Annotated in this window: 17 protein-coding genes; 5 read left to right on the top strand and 12 right to left on the bottom strand. The window is 61.0% G+C overall.

Features of this window, described 5'->3' with window-relative positions; all coding sequences use genetic code 11:
* From GSM73_RS27780 to GSM73_RS22180, 3 genes are all read right to left on the bottom strand, one after another.
* On the bottom strand, window positions 1-538 hold a 538-nt coding region (locus tag GSM73_RS27780), incomplete at its 3' end, for a diiron oxygenase (RefSeq protein ID WP_256677047.1).
* Window positions 535-1,617 carry a SagB family peptide dehydrogenase gene (locus GSM73_RS22185; RefSeq protein ID WP_076383041.1) on the bottom strand — a complete coding sequence of 361 codons (1,083 nt, stop codon included), beginning with the start codon at window positions 1,615-1,617 and terminating at the stop codon, window positions 535-537. The genes GSM73_RS22185 and GSM73_RS27780, both read right to left, overlap by 4 nt.
* A gap of 404 nt (window positions 1,618-2,021) precedes the next feature.
* Entirely contained in the window at window positions 2,022-3,218 is a 1,197-nt protein-coding gene (locus GSM73_RS22180) for a class I SAM-dependent rRNA methyltransferase (RefSeq protein ID WP_047226035.1), read from the bottom strand.
* Between the two features lie 199 nt (window positions 3,219-3,417).
* On the opposite strand from GSM73_RS22180, the gene GSM73_RS22175 reads away from it, so the two are divergent.
* The 3 genes from GSM73_RS22175 to GSM73_RS22165 all read left to right on the top strand — a co-directional run bounded on the left by GSM73_RS22175 (window position 3,418) and on the right by GSM73_RS22165 (window position 5,471).
* Window positions 3,418-4,233 (top strand): HDOD domain-containing protein, encoded by an 816-nt coding sequence (locus tag GSM73_RS22175; RefSeq protein WP_171061309.1) that lies wholly within the window; start codon window positions 3,418-3,420, stop codon window positions 4,231-4,233.
* Window positions 4,234-4,278: 45 nt separating this feature from the next.
* Complete coding sequence (gene mutM, locus GSM73_RS22170; RefSeq protein WP_047226033.1) at window positions 4,279-5,091, top strand: bifunctional DNA-formamidopyrimidine glycosylase/DNA-(apurinic or apyrimidinic site) lyase; 813 nt, start codon at window positions 4,279-4,281, stop codon at window positions 5,089-5,091.
* Between the two features lie 62 nt (window positions 5,092-5,153).
* The gene (locus GSM73_RS22165; protein WP_047226032.1) at window positions 5,154-5,471 is read left to right on the top strand and encodes a hypothetical protein; all 318 of its coding nucleotides are present in this window, start codon (window positions 5,154-5,156) and stop codon (window positions 5,469-5,471) included.
* A gap of 148 nt (window positions 5,472-5,619) precedes the next feature.
* On the opposite strand, the gene GSM73_RS22160 is transcribed toward GSM73_RS22165, so the two are convergent.
* The 5 genes from GSM73_RS22160 to GSM73_RS22140 all read right to left on the bottom strand — a co-directional run bounded on the left by GSM73_RS22160 (window position 5,620) and on the right by GSM73_RS22140 (window position 10,348).
* Window positions 5,620-5,871, bottom strand: a complete 252-nt coding sequence (locus GSM73_RS22160; RefSeq protein ID WP_047226031.1) for a YfhL family 4Fe-4S dicluster ferredoxin — start codon at window positions 5,869-5,871, stop codon at window positions 5,620-5,622.
* Between the two features lie 136 nt (window positions 5,872-6,007).
* Window positions 6,008-6,487, bottom strand: a complete 480-nt coding sequence (gene coaD / locus GSM73_RS22155) for a pantetheine-phosphate adenylyltransferase (protein WP_007897855.1) — start codon at window positions 6,485-6,487, stop codon at window positions 6,008-6,010.
* 115 nt (window positions 6,488-6,602) lie between these two features.
* Window positions 6,603-8,198, bottom strand: coding sequence for a GMC family oxidoreductase (locus GSM73_RS22150; RefSeq protein WP_160893838.1), 1,596 nt, complete (start codon window positions 8,196-8,198; stop codon window positions 6,603-6,605).
* 146 nt (window positions 8,199-8,344) lie between these two features.
* Window positions 8,345-8,890 carry a twin-arginine translocation pathway signal protein gene (locus GSM73_RS22145; protein WP_160893836.1) on the bottom strand — a complete coding sequence of 182 codons (546 nt, stop codon included), beginning with the start codon at window positions 8,888-8,890 and terminating at the stop codon, window positions 8,345-8,347.
* Window positions 8,891-8,917: 27 nt separating this feature from the next.
* The gene (locus GSM73_RS22140; RefSeq protein WP_160893833.1) at window positions 8,918-10,348 is read right to left on the bottom strand and encodes a coniferyl aldehyde dehydrogenase; all 1,431 of its coding nucleotides are present in this window, start codon (window positions 10,346-10,348) and stop codon (window positions 8,918-8,920) included.
* Window positions 10,349-10,496: 148 nt separating this feature from the next.
* Between GSM73_RS22140 and GSM73_RS22135 the strand changes: the two genes are divergently transcribed.
* A complete protein-coding gene (locus GSM73_RS22135) occupies window positions 10,497-11,168 on the top strand; it encodes a TetR/AcrR family transcriptional regulator (RefSeq protein WP_047226027.1) in 672 nt (223 codons plus the stop codon).
* A gap of 33 nt (window positions 11,169-11,201) precedes the next feature.
* Window positions 11,202-12,056 carry a sulfurtransferase gene (locus GSM73_RS22130; RefSeq protein WP_076383036.1) on the top strand — a complete coding sequence of 285 codons (855 nt, stop codon included), beginning with the start codon at window positions 11,202-11,204 and terminating at the stop codon, window positions 12,054-12,056.
* Between the two features lie 39 nt (window positions 12,057-12,095).
* Here the strand turns inward: GSM73_RS22130 and GSM73_RS22125 are convergent, their stop codons facing one another.
* Genes GSM73_RS22125 through GSM73_RS22110 form a run of 4 tightly spaced genes read right to left on the bottom strand, consistent with a single transcriptional unit; the run spans window position 12,096 to window position 16,576 of the window.
* On the bottom strand, window positions 12,096-13,097 hold the full coding sequence (locus GSM73_RS22125) for a hydrolase (protein ID WP_139048937.1): 1,002 nt from the start codon (window positions 13,095-13,097) through the stop codon (window positions 12,096-12,098).
* A gap of 29 nt (window positions 13,098-13,126) precedes the next feature.
* Window positions 13,127-13,738 carry a 16S rRNA (guanine(966)-N(2))-methyltransferase RsmD gene (gene rsmD, locus GSM73_RS22120; protein ID WP_047226025.1) on the bottom strand — a complete coding sequence of 204 codons (612 nt, stop codon included), beginning with the start codon at window positions 13,736-13,738 and terminating at the stop codon, window positions 13,127-13,129.
* On the bottom strand, window positions 13,738-15,228 hold the full coding sequence (locus tag GSM73_RS22115) for a pitrilysin family protein (RefSeq protein WP_160893831.1): 1,491 nt from the start codon (window positions 15,226-15,228) through the stop codon (window positions 13,738-13,740). The genes rsmD and GSM73_RS22115 overlap by 1 nt, the downstream gene beginning before the upstream one ends.
* A complete protein-coding gene (locus GSM73_RS22110) occupies window positions 15,221-16,576 on the bottom strand; it encodes a pitrilysin family protein (RefSeq protein WP_160893829.1) in 1,356 nt (451 codons plus the stop codon). The genes GSM73_RS22115 and GSM73_RS22110 overlap by 8 nt, the downstream gene beginning before the upstream one ends.
* Between the last annotated feature and the right edge of the window lie 313 nt (window positions 16,577-16,889).

Genomic DNA, 16,889 nt, shown 5'->3' with positions numbered 1-16,889 from the left:
CCTTGGCGATGATCGTTTCGGAAACGAACCCCAGCAGAAACCACGCCAGAGGGCGATCCGGGGCGCTTGTGGCTTCGATCACGCCCAGCAGGCGGTCGATGCGCCTGGGGAGCGAGCGGTCGCGGATGTCGTACAGGGCGACGATCTGTTCGGCCACTTCATTGGAAAACAGTGCGTGGTAACCCTCGTCGGTGTAGAGCTGCAGGGCGGCGGTTTTCATCTGGCTGGGGATGGGTACGCTCAGTTCGCCATGGACGATAGTTTCCACTGCGCGATTGACCACCCGGTGTTCGAGCAAGGTGGTGTAGTCGAGGAAGTACACCAGGTGATTGGCCGCCAGGCGTTGGGCAATGGCGCGCCCCGCCTTATTGATCAGCGGATGTTCGATATAGGGTATGAAGGCTGGCGCAAACCAGTCCCGACTGGCGAGTTGATGCTCCAGATCGTCGGGTAGGCGGTAGTGGTTTTTGCGCACGCGCACCGCAGCTTTGTTATCCCAGTCGCCCAAGGTGTAGCGCGGCCTCTGAGTGAAGGTCATGATGCAGAGTCCTGGCCATTGACCAGCGCCATCAGCGCCTGGCAGTGGACCTGCCCATCGCCATGACCGCAACCGACAAAAAACAACGGCTGTTCGGGAGTGTCTTCAAGGTCAAGCAGCCGTTCTACCTGACGGTCGCTCAATGCCCCGGTCAGCCAGGTCTTGAGGCCCAGCGCAGTCGCCACCATCAAAAAGGTCTGGGACACGTGGCCCGTTTCGACAAACGCCATTCGATAGGCGCGCGAGTGTTCGTACTTCCACCAGAGCTTGTCGAAGCGCGAAGTGATGAATAGCCCGAATGGCAACGGATTGATGAAGTGCTGTCCGGCTAACAATTGGCCCAGGGGTTCATCCGGAAGTGATCGGATCAGGCTCAAGGCATGTTCGGCCGGGTGGTAGGCGTAGATTCCCGGTTCCAGCCCGGCCACGTGACGCACGTACAGGTAACCTTCGCAGGCATTCAGGCCGCCGCCCGAGGGGCTACTGCGTCGCGCGCCCAGCGTTTCGGGATGACCGGTCTCGTGAGCAAAAGGGCGCTCGTTCAGGTAACCCAGGGTCAGGTAGAGGAGGGTGCTGACCTGCTCGATTGAAATGGCTCGTTCGCTGAATGAGCGAGAGGTGCTTCGACTGACAAGCGTCTGCCCCAGCGAAACGTCCTCGATGTCGACCAGGGAGCAGGGCGTCAAGGCAATCAGGTCAACCGAGCACGGTTTTATGCGGCAGGCCGGCGGCGGTGATGATAGAACCTCTTGGCAATGCTGCAGGTACAGGGTTGCCCATTCCTCGACATTTTGGGGAACACTTTCGCAAGGAATATTTTTTGTGCCGATATGAAATATTCTGGATAACTCGTCCCATCGCCATTCGAGGGCTTCCTTGGGTTCTGCAGTCAATATGCCGGCATTCAGGAATTCAATGTCGATGGGGTTGCAAGTGTCGAAGTGTGAAGGGTTGTGAATAAGTTGTGCCAGTCGCGTTGAATAATGCAGATCGAGCTCGAACTGAGTGTGCTGCTCATAGTTCCATACAATCTGGTGCGGCGGGCGCGCAAGTATGAAAACGCACGGATTTATATGCATTAAGGTTTTCCGCTGAGGGGGCGAGCATGGATGGGCTGAGGCGCCGGCACTCCTCAGCTCCACCCTTTACTTACTTAGCGGCCTGTTGGAACAATCAGGCCGGCCAGGTTTGCGATCTTGTTAGCTTCCAGATTGATTGCTTTCATGATACAGCTCCTTTTTTGAATAAGAGGTTTGAATAAATGTTGTTTTTTTCGAGGGTCATCACTTGCGAAGTGACAGTTCAATCATAGTTTTTAATGAGTGCTTGGCAAGCGGATATTGAGTAGGAAAGTTCCAGTAATAATGTGGGATGACTCATACAAAAAGTTATTTTGTAGGCTTTTGCTTAAGCGCTCGGTAACTTTTCACACGTGCAAAAAAAACGCAGCCAGGGCTGCGTTTAATAAGGGTCAGCAAATGATTCAGCTGTTGGGCAGCAACCGGCAGGTGATGCTCTTGATGTAGCGGGTCTCGGCGATGGCTGGGTGTACCGGATGGTCCGGTCCCTGGCCCCCGCGTTCGAGCAGCTGGATGTTGCGGTCCAGGTGCCGGGCGCTGGTCAGCAGGATGTTTTGCAGGTCGTCTTCGGGCAGGTGCATCGAGCACGAAGCGCTGACCAGGATGCCATCCTTGCTGAGCAGGCGCATGGCCTGTTCGTTGAGGCGGCGATAGGCGCCTTCACCGTTTTTCAGGTCTTTCTTGCGCTTGATGAACGCTGGCGGGTCGGCAACGATGACGTCGAAACGCTCTTCACTGGCCTTGAGTTCTTTCAGGGCTTCGAACACGTCGCCTTCAATGCAGGTCAGCTTTTCGGCAAAGCCATTCAACGCCGCGTTGCGCTCTACGCCATCTAGGGCGAAGGCCGAGGCGTCGACGCAGAATACTTCGCTGGCACCGAACGCCGCGGCCTGCACGCCCCAACCGCCGATGTAGCTGAACAGATCCAGTACGCGCTTGCCTTTGGCATACGGCGCCAGGCGTGCGCGGTTCATGCGGTGGTCGTAGAACCAGCCGGTTTTCTGACCTGCCATGACTGGAGCTTCGAACTTCACGCCGTTCTCTTCCAGGGCGACCCACTCCGGTACGAGGCCGAACACTGTCTCGACGTAGCGGTTCAGGCCTTCGGCATCGCGGGCGGCGGAATCGTTCTTGAACAGGATGCCGCTGGGCTTGAGCACCTGGGTCAGGGCGGCGATCACGTCGTCCTTGTGGGCTTCCATGGTGGCCGAGGCGATCTGCACCACCAGGATGTCGCCGAAACGGTCGACTACAAGGCCAGGCAGCAGGTCGGAGTCGCCGTAGACCAGGCGATAGAACGGCTTGTCGAACAAGCGCTCACGCAACGACAGCGCCACGTTGAGACGATGCACCAGCAGGGATTTGTCCAGCGGCAGTTTCACGTCACGGGACAGCAGGCGGGCGCAGATCAGGTTGTTGGGGCTCATCGCGACGATGCCCAACGGCTTGCCGCCAGCGGCTTCGAGGATGGCCTGGTCGCCGGCCTTGAAGCCGTGCAGCGGGGTAGCGGCTACATCGATTTCGTTGCTGTAGACCCACAGATGGCCGGCGCGCAGGCGACGGTCGGCGTTGGCTTTGAGGCGCAGGCTGGGCAGGGACATGACGTCGCTCCGGAAAAAAGAGCGGGAGTATAGCGTGTTGCGGCCTGTGCGGGGCTTGTGATGGACATGTGGCGCGATTTGTCCGACGGTGTATCGGATCCATCTTTAAGGGTTAGAATCGCCGCCTGACCCAGAGTGTATGCCCATGTCCCAAGAGCTTTCCGCCGAACAGATCCAACAGTCCCTGCAAGGCATCAGTGTGCCGCCCCAGCCGCAGATCATGGTGGATCTGCAGATGGAGCAGTACATGCCTGATCCGGACCTGGAGACCATTGCCAAGCTGATCTCCCATGACCCGGGCCTCTCGGGTGCCTTGCTCAAGATCGTCAATTCGCCGTACTACGGCCTGCGCAACAAGATCACTTCGATCCAGCGCGCGGTGAACCTGCTGGGCAGCCGTTCGATCATCAACCTGATCAACGCGCAGTCGATCAAGGGCGAGCTGCACGATGATGCCATCGTCACCCTCAATCGCTTCTGGGATACGGCCCAGGACGTGGCGATGACCTGCCTGACCCTGGCCAAGCGCGTCGGTCTGGAAAACGGTGATGAAGCCTACGCCTTGGGGCTGTTCCATGATTGCGGCGTGCCGTTGATGCTCAAGCAGTTCCCCAACTACATGAGTGTGCTGGAGCAGGCCTACGCCAATGCCAGCGCCGAGTGCCGGGTGGTGGACACCGAGAACCGCGAATTCAACACCAACCATGCGGTGGTCGGGTACTACACTTCCAAATCCTGGCGCCTGCCGGACCATGTCAGCCAGGCCATCGCCAACCATCACAACGCCCTGGCGATTTTCAGCGATGAGACGTCACGCAACAACAGTCAGCTGAAAAACCTGCTGGCGATCCTGAAAATGTCCGAAAACATCTGCTCATCGCACCGGGTCCTGGGCAATCAGCCGGTCGATCATGAGTGGGCCTGTGTCGGCGCTCTGGTGCTCGATTACATCGGTTTGTCGGAATACGATTTCCAGACCCAGAAGCAGGAAATTCGCGACCTCGCCACGCGCTAAGCATCGAAAACCAGCACCAGGCCTTCGCCTTATTCGAGAACCCCCATGCCAGAACTGCCGGAAGTCGAAACCACCCGCCGCGGAATTGCGCCCCACCTGGAAGGGCAGCGTGTCAGCCGTGTGGTCGTACGCGACCGGCGCTTGCGCTGGCCGATCCCCGAAGACCTTGATGTGCGACTGTCGGGTCAGCGGATAGTGCTGGTGGAGCGGCGGGCCAAGTACCTGCTGATCAACGCCGAAGTTGGCACCTTGATCAGCCACTTGGGCATGTCCGGTAACCTGCGCTTGGTGGAAGTCGGCATGCCTGCCGCCAAACATGAGCATGTGGACATCGAACTGGAATCCGGCCTGGCCTTGCGCTACACCGACCCGCGCCGCTTCGGGGCGATGCTCTGGAGCCTCGACCCGCTCAACCACGAATTGCTGATTCGCCTCGGGCCGGAACCGTTGACCGATCTATTCGATGGCGAGCGTCTGTTCCAGCTTTCCCGAGGACGCTCCATGGCGGTCAAGCCGTTCATCATGGATAACGCGGTGGTGGTGGGGGTGGGCAATATCTATGCGACCGAAGCGCTGTTCGCCGCCGGGATCGACCCACGCCGCGAAGCCGGGGGCATTTCCCGGGCGCGCTATCTGAAACTGGCGATCGAGATCAAACGCATCCTTGCCCATGCCATCGAGCGCGGCGGTACGACGCTACGTGATTTCATCGGGGGAGACGGCCAGCCGGGTTACTTCCAGCAGGAACTCTTCGTGTATGGCCGGGGCGGCGAGTCATGTAAGGTCTGCGGTACGGGGCTGCGGGAGATTCGCCTGGGCCAGCGCGCCAGCGTCTGGTGCCCACGCTGTCAGAGCTGATCCGTCCTGCGGTCTATAGTCTTATAGTCAGTTGTCATACTGCCTAGCCGAAGGATCGCCCGATGAATCTGCTCCGACCTGTCGTTCTCGCGCTGCTGTTGTGTCTCGGTTTGCCTGCCCAGGCGAACAGCGGCAGCGGCGACCCGCGCTACACCATCCAGAATCCGCCGGCCTACGCCATGATCGGCGACCTGCTGATCGCCCGTCCGCTGCTGCTCGCCGCCACCGTGATCGGTGCCGGGGCATTTGTGGTGTCGTTACCCTTTACGGCGTTGGGCGGTGGCGTCGGCGATGCGGGGAAGGCGTTGGTGGTGGACCCGGCGAAGGCGACGTTTGTGCGGTGCCTGGGGTGTGTTGGGGAGGGGTTTGAGCAGGAGTGATGTCGCTGTGGCTGCTGGCCTCATCGCGAGCAGGCTCGCTCCCACAAGGGATTTTGCTTAAGACATGAATGGTGTCGCCACCACAGAACCCTGTGGGAGCGAGCCTGCTCGCGATGAGGCCGGCACAGGCCCTACAGAACTACCTGGCTCAAACCTTGCCAGTAATCTTGCGATATTTCGCCATCAACTGTTCTTCCGTTTCCGGATGGGCCTCGTCCAGCGGAATGCAATCTACCGGGCAGACCTGTTGGCACTGAGGTTCGTCGTAATGGCCGACACACTGGGTGCACAGGTTCGGGTCGATGACGTAGATCTCTTCGCCTTGGGAGATGGCCTCGTTCGGGCACTCGGGTTCGCAGACGTCGCAATTGATGCAGTCGTCGGTGATGATCAGGGACATGCAGGCTCCTGCCGGGGCGTTGGGCCCGGGCATCTGAAAAACGTATGTGCGCAATTGTGCCGCATTGGCGAGCGCAGTGCACGCGGGCGCGATGGACTGCGCTGTGTTGGCTGCGAAGCGGATCGCAGCCAGCGGGTTATTTCTTGAAGCGCAGGGTCAACGCATCGGCCACGGCCGGGTGGACGAACTTGGTGATATCGCCGCCCAACGCCGCAATTTCCCGCACCAGGGTCGAGGAAATGAAGGAGTAGCGCTCCGACGGCGTCAGGAACAGGCTTTCGACGTCCGGCGCCAACTGGCGGTTCATGTTGGCCAGTTGGAACTCGTATTCGAAGTCCGAGACCGCACGCAGGCCACGCAGGAACACATTGGCGTTCTTTTCCTTGGCAAAGTGCGCCAGCAGCGTCGAGAAGCCGACCACTTCCACATTGGGCAGATGTTTGGTGACCTCGCGGGCCAGCTCCACACGTTGCTCCAGCGGGAACAGCGGGTTTTTCTTCGGGCTGGCGGCGACGGCGATGATCACATGGTCGAACAGGCGCGAGGCGCGTTCGACCAGATCGCCATGGCCCTTGGTAATAGGGTCGAAGGTACCTGGGTACAACACTCGGTTCATCGCGTCGTCCTGGCGGGTGTCCGTTGGGGAGTCGGATGGTATCGCAGCCTACTCGGTCGGCCAAGTCGGCTGTAAGGTAAGTAAGCACTATAGACAGTGCGAATAATCCGCCAACTCATGGGTTTTTCAAGCGATCGGCCAGGGATGTGGCCAATTGTGCCGTCAGCCCATACACCGATAATTGCGGATTGGCGCCAATGCTGGTGGGGAACAGCGAGCCGTCATGGATGGAAAGATTACTCAATTGATGATGTCGCCCAAGGCTGTCGGTGACGGCGCTTTTCGGATCTTCGCCCATGGCGCAACCACCCATCACATGGGCGCTGCCCAGGCGCGTGCGGTACAAGGCCAGGTCCAGGCCGTCGATCAGCGTACGGGCCTGGGCCAGGTTTTTCACGTAACGGGCGTCACTGTGCATTGGCATGACCGCCCTGGCGCCGCCGGCAAACTGAATCTCGGCCATGCTGTGAAACGCCCGGCGCAAGCCGTCCCAGGCATAAGGAGACACCGCATAGTCGAGCACAGGTGTGCCGTCGCTGCGCAACTGAACGTTGCCGCCGCTGCTGTCGGGGTGAAAACCATCGCGCAACAGCGCCAGCATGGCGTGGGTGTGGGGCAGTTGCGCCATATGCTCGGCGTTCTCGCTGCCAAACCCGCCCAGTAGCGCGGCGGCGAGGGCCGGGTGCAGGGGCGGAACTTCCAGTTTGTAGGACATCTTGCCGGTGGCGCCGTCCTGCCACTGGAAATGATCTGAATAAATCGATTGTGGTGCGCCGTAGAACGGATTGATTACCTCGTCGAATTGACCGGCCGACATGTTTACCAAGTGCAGGAAGGTGCGTTTACCCAGGCGTCCGTGCGGGTCGGGCGCTTCGGAGCGCAACAGCAAGGCCGGACTGTTGATGCTGCCGCCGGCCAGTACGTAGTGCCGCGCCTTGACCGTGACGTGCCGTCCTGTCGGTGCCACACAACGTTCGTCCATGGCCAGGCATTCGAGGCCGACAACCGCAGCGTTTTTGATCATCAGCCGTTCGGCCCGTGCCAGGTAAAGCAGCGCGCCGCCCTTGTCCAGCGTGGCCGGAATGGTGGTGACCAGCATCGACTGCTTGGCGTTGGTCGGGCAGCCCATGCCGCAATAACCCAGGTTCCAGCAACCGCGCACATTGCGCGGGATGACGTGCCAGCTATAGCCCAGCTGTTCACAGCCTTTGCGGATCACCTCGTTGTTGGCATTGGGCGGAACCTGCCAGGGCGCCACCCCAAGGCGCTGTTCCATTTTTTCGAACCAGGGCGCCATTTCCTCGGGGCTGTGGCCCTTGACGTTGTGCTCGGTGGCCCAGTGATCCAGGGTCTGATCGGGCGTGCGGAAACAGGAGGTCCAGTTGATCAATGTCGTGCCACCCACCGCGCGACCCTGAAGAATGGTGATGGCGCCGTCCTTGCTCATGCGTCCGAGGCCTTCCTGGTAAAGGCTGGTGTAGGCCTGGTCCTCGAGCAGCTTGAAGTCATGGCTGGTCTTGAGGGGACCCTCCTCGATCAACACCACCTTGTAGCCGGCGGCGCTGAGAATTTCTGCCGTGGTGCCCCCGCCGGCGCCGCTGCCGATGATCGCAACGTCCGCTTCCAGGGTCAGGTCCTGGGTCAACTGCGCACCGTTGTAGGTGGTCCAGCCGCGGGCAAGACCTTCGCGGAAGGGGTCGAGTACGGGCATGTTGGTGCTCTCTTATTGTTATGAGTATGTGATGCCCCCTTGTGGGAGCGAGCCTGCTCGCGATGGCGTCGGATCAGCTGCATCTGTATTGACTGACATACCGCCATCGCGAGCAGGCTCGCTCCCACAGGGTTTGGATGTGACTGTTAAACCGTTGGCGGTCCCGGGTATCCACAATGCGCCCAGGCCTCGGCCTGGCTGTACCACGCCATCATGACCATTTGCAGCAACGAGCTGTGCCCCTGGCGAAGCAGGTCCAGCGAGCTGTTTTCCCACCGACCGAGAAATTTCTGGATGTCATCGACGCTGGCGTTTTCCCACGAGCCCCAGATTCCGGTCAGTGGCCCACGGGTAACGCCCAGCGTGAGCACGTCGAATAACTGGTGCGTGAGCTTGAGCATGAATGGGGACAGATGAACCAGGGTGGTGTCCAGGCTTTGCAAGGTCGCTTCAGCGGCGCCAGGAAGCTTTTCAGCGACCACGGAGCCGTCCAGCATCACGGGAATGACGGCGCGCAAAAACGGCAGGTCGTTGTCACGCAAGGCTACAAAACCGCTGGCCGAGCGGCTGGGGCCGCAACCGCTCAGGCTGGCACCCAGCCCGACGGTGACCAGGAAGGCGCTGGCGCCGAGGCTGAACTGCAACAGGCCGCGTCGTGAGAGGGCAGGTGTATCGGTCAGGCTTGGATTCATTATTGTTATTACCCGGAAAGACTGCTGCTAACGGACAAACAACTTCTGGATCAGTTTCTGGAGGGGCTTGCCGTATGGTGGATAAATCAGTTTCGCCGCGTTGAACCGCTGTTTGCTCAGTACGCCCTTGGCCTTGCTGAACGTCAGGAAGCCTTCGTGACCGTGGTAGTGCCCCATCCCCGAGGCGCCAATGCCGCCGAAGGGCAGGTCGTCCTGGGCGACGTGCAGCAGCGTATCGTTCAGGCAAACGCCACCGGAATGGGTCTCGTTGAGCACGCGATGATGCTCGGCCTTGTTGTAGCCAAAGTAGTAGAGCGCCAGCGGGCGAGGCCGCTGATTGATGTAGGCAAATGCCTGGTCCAGGTCCTGATAAGGCACGATGGGCAGCAGCGGGCCGAAGATTTCGTCCTGCATGACGGTCATGTCATCGCTGACGTTGAGCAACAGGCTGTGGGCCATGCGTCGCCCCTGACCTCGATCGAACAACTCGATCAGCAATGCGCCCTTGCTGGTGGCATCGCTTATGTAGCCGTTGAGTCGCGCCAATTGTCGTTCGTTGATGATCGCGGTGTAGTCCGGATTGTCAGTCAGGGTCGGATAAAACCCGCGAACCGCTTCGCGATACGCTTCAACGAATTCGCCGACACGGTTCTGTGGCACCAGTACGTAGTCCGGTGCGACACAGGTTTGTCCGGCATTCAGGGTTTTGCCAAATGCAATGCGCTCGGCGGCGTCCTTGAGGGGCACGTCCGCGGATACGATGGCGGGCGATTTGCCTCCCAGTTCGAGCGTGACCGGGGTCAGGTTCTCGGCGGCGGCGCGCATCACGTGCTTGCCAATGCTGGTGGCGCCGGTGAACAGCAAGTGGTCGAAGGGCAACCTGGAAAACGCCATGCCGACCTCAGCCTCGCCGAGCACCACGCACACCAGATCCTGAGGGAAAATGCGCGCCAGCAGTTGTTTGAGCAGCACCCCGGTGGCAGGGGTTGATTCGCTCAGCTTGAGCATCACTCGATTACCCGCCGACAACGCCCCCACCAGCGGCCCGATAGCCAGGAACAGTGGGTAGTTCCAAGGCACGATGACCCCGACAACGCCCAACGGTTGGTACACCACTTTGGCTGACGCCGGCTGGAAGGCCACGCCTACCTTGCGCCGGGAAGGTTTCATCCAGCCCTTGAGGTGTCGGCTGGCGTAATGGATGCCGTGCAGGCTCGGCATGAGCTCGGCCAGCAGCGTTTCGTCCGCGCTGCGGTGGCTGAAGTCCTGGCTGATAGCGTCGATCAGTGCTTGTCGCTCGTTGCTCAGTAACTCGCGCAACGCCTTGAGCCATTGCCGCCGCTGCTCGGCAGGTGGCATGGGGTGGGCGGCAAAGGCCTGGCGCTGGGTGTCGAAAAGCGCTTGCAGTTCGCCCAGGTGCTGTTGAGATTCGCGCAGGTAAGCAACGTCGGCAGGCATGGGCGGGCACCGATAGTATTAGAGTGAGTGTTTTCTAGAGCTTGTGCTCTAAAAAGTCAACCGACATCCGTGACGCCTTTGGGTTTGTCCCGTGACCGATAGGTCGTAAGATGCCGTTCAATGCTTTCGTCGAATTAAAGCTCAAGCCATGGCCATACGAATAAAAACCAGCGAGCGCATCGTGCAGAACAGCCTTGAGCTGTTCAATCAGCAGGGTGAGCGCAGCGTCAGCACCAACCATATCGCCGCCCACATGGACATGTCCCCGGGCAATCTCTACTACCACTTCCCCAACAAGCAGGCGATCATCGCCGTATTGTTCAGTGAATACGAAAACCTGGTGGACAGTTTCCTGCGTCCGCCCCAAGGCCGTGCTGCCACTGTCGAGGACAAGCGCTTCTATCTGCAGGAGTTGCTCTCGGCGATGTGGCGCTACCGCTTCCTGCACCGAGACCTGGAGCATCTGCTCGACAGCGACCCGGACCTTGCCGCGCGCTATCGTCGGTTTTCCCAGCGTAGCCTGATTCACGGCACCGCTATCTACGAGGGCTTCGTGGCCGCCGGTATTCTGAAAATGGACCGGGTGCAAATCGAGTCCCTCACCCTCAATGCCTGGATCATTCTCACGTCCTGGGTCCGTTTCCTCTGCACCACACGGGAAAATTCCAACCATTTGAGCGAGCAGGCCATCAAGCGTGGGGTCTATCAAGTGCTGGTGCTGGAGGCCGGTTTCGTGACTGAGCAGGCCCGCGAAGCGGTGGATGCGCTGTTCAAGGAGTTCTATGTCCCCCTGGCCCAGACCCTGGAAGAAGGGGCGTAAGATTCAAATTCGATCGAGCCACAGGAGCCCGTTATGCCCATTGCGCAACTCATCAGTCCTCAAGCCCTGGAACACAGGCGGTCGCAGCCCGGGCTGGTGATCCTCGATTGTCGTTTTGCCCTGGAGGACTCGGACTACGGCCAGCGCAGTTACGCCGAAGGCCATATTGCCGGGGCGTCCTTCGCTGACCTCGAACGGGACCTGAGTGGGCCGGTCACCAAAGGCGTGACCGGCCGCCATCCGCTGCCGGAGCCTGAGGCCCTGATGAAGCGTTTGCGGGCCTGGGGGATCGGCAACGACAGTGACATCGTTTTGTACGATGACGGCCCTGGCGCCTATGCCGCCCGGGCCTGGTGGTTGCTGGCCTGGCTGGGTAAGCGCGATGGCGTTTATATCCTCGATGGCGGGCTCAAGGCTTGGCATGCCGCCGGTTTGCCCTTGAGTCTGGATCCAGCGGTCAACGGTCCCGGGACCTTCAGTGGTTCGCCGGACGCGACCCTGTTGCTCAGTGCCGAGGCGCTTGAGCAGCGTCTCGGTGAGCCGGACATGACCTTGCTCGATGCCCGGGCGTTGCCGCGTTTCAAGGGTGAGATCGAGCCGATCGATCCGGTGGCCGGACATATTCCGGGCGCGCAGTGCGCAGCGTTCACCGAGAACCTGGGTGCTGATGGGCGCTTCCTGCCAGTCGACCAGCTCAAGCAGCGCTTTGCCGAGAAATTGGGAGGACGCTCGCCGACGGAACTGGTGGCCTATTGCGGCTCTGGCGTGACGGCATGCCATAACCTGTTTGCCTTGTGCCTGGCGGGGTATCCGTTGGGGAGGTTGTACGCCGGTTCATGGAGTGAGTGGATCACCGATCCCCAAAGGCAAGTGGCGGTCGGTGACTGAACGCAGGCCCCGCAGGAGATCGCAGCCTCGTTACGCTCCTCAGCTCCTACAGGACAGGCCCGCCAGCCAACCGGGGATTCGCCGCTCCAGATAATACCCTGGGCGGCGCAAGCTCCCGTCGACAAAGCCCACATGCCCGCCTTGTGCATGCAGTTCAAGCTGGGTAGAGGCGGACAGCTCGCCAGGTTCGGGCACGCTGTGGGGGAATACGAAAGGATCGTCGCAGGCCTGGATGACCAGGGTCGGCGTGCTGATCTCGCCCAGAAAGTAGCGACTGGAGGCGCGGCGGTAATAGTCCGCCGCGTCAGAGAAGCCGTGCAGCGGCGCCGTCACCCGTCCATCGAAGTCCCAGAAGGTGCGCATGTTTTCCAGAGGCCCCAGCGCTGTGAGGGTCGCCAGACCCTCGTGGCGTCCGTCGTGCTGGAACTGGCGCTGCTTGTTGCGCACGTAGGCCACCATCTCGCGCATGAAATGGGCCTGATAAAACCTGGAAAATCCCTGTCCGATGCGATCGGCACACTGGTCGAGGCGAAACGGTACCGACACCGCGACCGCTCCTTGCAACTGACTGTCGCCCCCCGTTTCCCCCAGGTGCTTGAGCAGCACGTTGCCGCCCAGTGAATAGCCCACCGCAAACAGCGGTGCCAAGGGGCGGCGGGCCCGCAGATGGGCGATGGCGGCGGCCAGGTCTTCGCTGGCCCCCGAGTGATAGCTGCGGGGCAACAGGTTCGGTTCTCCCGAGCAACCGCGCCAGTTCAACGCCACGCTGGCCCAGCCCTGATTGCCAAGAGCCTGTTGCAGGCCGGCCACGTAGGGCGAGTTGGATGAACCGGTCAGCCCGTGAAGCACCAGCACCAGTGGCGCGTCGACTCGGTGGGGGCCATGCCAGTCGAGATCGAGAAAGTCGCCGTCTTCCAGCCACAGGCGCTCACGTTCCCGAGCGATGTGGATGGTCTTGCGCCACAGCGGTCCCCACAAGGTTTGCAAGTGCGGGTTGCCAAGGCCCAGGGCCGGGACGAAGTGTTCAGATGCAGCAGACACGATCATTTCTCGATGCACTGGCCAGCCGTTCAGCCAACGGCCTCGGCCACACGTTGCCACAACGCGTAATACACCCGTCCGGATTTCTGTTCACGATGCAGGCGCCAGTTGCCCGGCAACCCCAATGTGGACGGGGCGGCTTCGCTTTCAGTGTAGACCCAGGCATCGTCGGCCAGCCAATGACGTTCTTCGAGCAGGGTGCAAACGGCCGGCAGCAGGTTCTGATTGAAAGGCGGGTCGAGGAACACCAAGTCGAAAGGCGTCGCTGGCTGGCTGTCCAGATAACGCAGCGCGTCGGCGGTCTGCACCTGACCGACGGTGCAGCGCAGTGTGCCCAGGTGCTCTTTCAGGCTGGAGACCGCCAGGCTGCTGGCGTCCAGCGCCTGCCCCATGGCGGCGCCACGAGACAACGCCTCAAGAAACAATGCGCCGCTGCCGGCAAACGGGTCGAGTACCCGAGCGCCGGCCACGTAGGGCGCGAGCCAATTGAACAGGGTTTCGCGTACCCGGTCCGGGGTTGGGCGCAGGCCCGGCGCGTCGGGGAAGCTCAAGCGCCGGCTGCGCCATTGGCCGCCGATGATGCGCAACTGGTTCACACCGTTATGCACGGGTTTCTTGCTGGAATTGGATGGGCGGGCCATTAGTGCTCCGGAACCCCGAGCGGTTGCTCGGCAGGTTTTTCAGTGGGTGCCGGCAGCGGCTTTTGCGGCACGGTCGGGCCGGCGGTGACGATGACCATTTTATCCGTGCTCAGGTGTTTGTTCAGCGCGGCCTTGACCTGTTCGACGGTCAGTTCCTGGGACTGACGCATGAAGTCTTCCAGGTAGCTGAGCGGCAAGTCATAGAAACCCATGGCCCCGAGCTGGCCGACGATGTCTTCGTTGCTGGCGGTGGACAGCGGGAAACTGCCGGCCAGCTCGCGCTTGGCGTCATCGAGCTCTTTTTGGGTCGGGCCGTTCTTCAGGTAATCGGCGAAAACTTCCTGCACCAGTTTCAGCGTGCCTTCGCTCATTTCGGCGCGGGTCTGCAGGTTGATCATGAACGGGCCACGGGCCTGCATCGGCGAGAAGCCGGAATACACGCCGTAGGTCAAACCACGCTTTTCCCGGACCTCTGTCATCAGTCGCGTGCCGAAACCACCGCCGCCGAGGATCTGGTTGCCCAGGGACACGGCCGCATAGTCTGGGTCGTCCCGATCGATGCCCAGTTGCGCGAGCATCAGGTTGGTCTGCTTGGACGGGAACTCGATGTGACCGATGCTCGCCTTCGGTTCAACCGGTTGCACGGTCTTTGCCAGCGCCGGGCCCTTCGGCAGTGCGGCGGACACCTGACTGGCAATCGCTTCGGCTTCGGCGCGGGACAGGTCCCCCACCAAGGCAATCACCGCGTTGCCGGCGGCGTAGGCCCTGGCGTGGAAAGCCTGGACCTGGGCCAGCGTGATCGCAGGAATGCTTTGCGCGGTGCCGTCACTGGAATGGGCATACGGATGATCACCGTACAGACGCTTCATCAGTTCCAGCCCCGCCAGTTTGCCGGGGTTCTGCTTCTGGTACTCGAAACCGGCCAGCAACTGATTCTTGATGCGCGCGAAGGAGTCGGCGGGGAAGGTCGGTTTGCCAACGACGTCGGCGAACAGCTTCAGCGCCGGCTCGCGCTTGTCCACCGCGCTGAGACTGCGCAGTGACGCCAGGGCCATGTCCCGCAAGGCACCGTTGCCGAAGTCGGCGCCGAGGCTTTCGAACCCTTGGGCAATGGCGCTGACATCCTTGCCCGCTACGCCCTCATTGAGCATGGCGTTGGTCAACAGCGCCAGGCCGGGTGTATCGCCGTCCTGGCTGCTGCCGGCGGCGAATGTCAGGCGCAGGTCGAACATGGGCAATTCCCGGGCTTCGACGAACAACACTTTGGCGCCGTCAGCGGTTGTCCAGGTTTGTACGTCGAGCTGGCGACGGCTGGGTGCCTTGCCGTCCAGTTCGGCCAAAGATTGCAGCTTGTTGCTGGCCTTGGCTTTGTCCAGCGCCTGGCTGGCGTTGGTGTCATTGGATAGCGACAGGTAAAAGGCCAAGGCGCCGATCAGGGCGATCAACACCACACCGATCAGCACCAGACGCGATGATTTGCGCTCACTCATGAGCTTTCTCCTCGGGCAGGACGTGCGCGACGCTCAGGCGCGAGCGGGTGAAATACAGCTGGGCTGCCTTCTGGATATCTTGCGGGGTCACGCTTTGCAGTTCGGCGAGTTCGGTGTCCATCAGTTTCCAGGACAAACCGACCGTTTCCAGTTGGCCGATGGCGGTGGCCTGGCTGGTGATCGAATCGCGCTCGTACACCAGGCCGGCGATGACCTGGGCGCGGACGCGCTCCAGCTCCTCGGCGGTCGGGGCAGTGGTTTTCAACTGTTCGAGCAGGCGCCACAGACCGGCCTCGGCCTGGGCCATGGTCTTGTTTTTCTGGGTGTTGGGCGTGGCCGACAAGGTGAACAGCGTGTCGCCACGGGTAAAGGCGTCGTAGCTCGACGAACCGCCGGACACCAGCTCTTCGCCGCGTTCCAGCTGGGTCGGGATCCGCCCGCTGTAGCCGCCATCCAGCAAGGCCGAGATCAGCCGCAGGGCATTGACCGAGCGTTTGTCGGTCGCGGTGGCGATGCTCGGTACGTTGAAAGCCAGCATCAGGCTTGGCAGTTGGGTCTGCACATGCAAGGTGATCTGCCGCTCGCCAGGTTCGGCCAGTTCCAGGGGGATCTTCGCCGGCGGCACGTCGCGCCGGGCAACCGGACCAAAGTAACGCTGGGCCAGCATCTTGACCTCGTCTGGCGTGACGTCGCCGACCACCACCAGGGTCGCGTTGTTCGGCGCGTACCAGGATTCGTACCAGTGGCGCAGTTCCTCGACTTTCATCCGCTCCAGGTCGGCCATCCAGCCGATGGTCGGCGTGTGGTAGCCGCTGGCCGGGTAAGCCATGGCCTTGAAGCGCTCATAGGCCTTGGACATCGGCTTGTCGTCGGTGCGCATGCGGCGCTCTTCCTTGATCACCTCGATCTCGCGGCTGAACTCCTCCGGCGGCAGGCGCAGGCTGGCCATGCGGTCGGCTTCCAGTTCGAAGGCAACGCCCAGGCGATCGCGGGCCAGCACCTGGTAGTAAGCGGTGAAGTCATCGCTGGTGAAAGCGTTTTCTTCGGCGCCAAGGTCGCGCAGGATCAGCGAAGCTTCGCCGGGGCCGACTTTCGAGCTGCCCTTGAACATCATGTGTTCCAGCGCGTGGGACAAACCGGTCTGGCCCGGGGTTTCATAACTGGAGCCAACCTTGTACCAGACCTGGGACACCACCACCGGTGCGCGATGATCTTCGCGCACCACGACCTTCAGGCCGTTGTCGAGGGTAAATTCATGGGTGGGTTGTGGATCGGCAGCCAAGGCTGAAAAAGGCAGACAAACTGTGCTGAGCAGCAGGCCTGCAGCACGGCGGGCAAGAGCATTCATTCGTGTTTAAACCTGTTGGGCTGCCCGCTAGGTCTTAGCGTCGGCGGGCGAGAGGGTGCTAGGATACTGATCCGTTTTACTGGCGGCCACGCCTATCGGGCCTTTTCTCGGTCCGGGGTTGTTTGGGTTCTCGGAAGAAGCCCTGGGTTTGTTCGTTGATCCCAGCGTTTTCGCCGATGATGCCCTGCCAGTCCTTCGAAAAAATCGACCTTGAGGTGTCCTGGGGACAACTCGACAAAATGTTGCGCGTGAACAAGCTGGGTGAAACGCAGTCTGTTCAGCATCGAATATTTATCACCGAGGCGCCCTGGTG

It is taken from the genome of Pseudomonas sp. PICF6, assembly GCF_009831705.1.
Classification (GTDB): Bacteria; Pseudomonadota; Gammaproteobacteria; order Pseudomonadales; family Pseudomonadaceae; genus Aquipseudomonas; species Aquipseudomonas rhizophila.
This window is presented reverse-complemented; position numbering and strand designations above follow the sequence as displayed.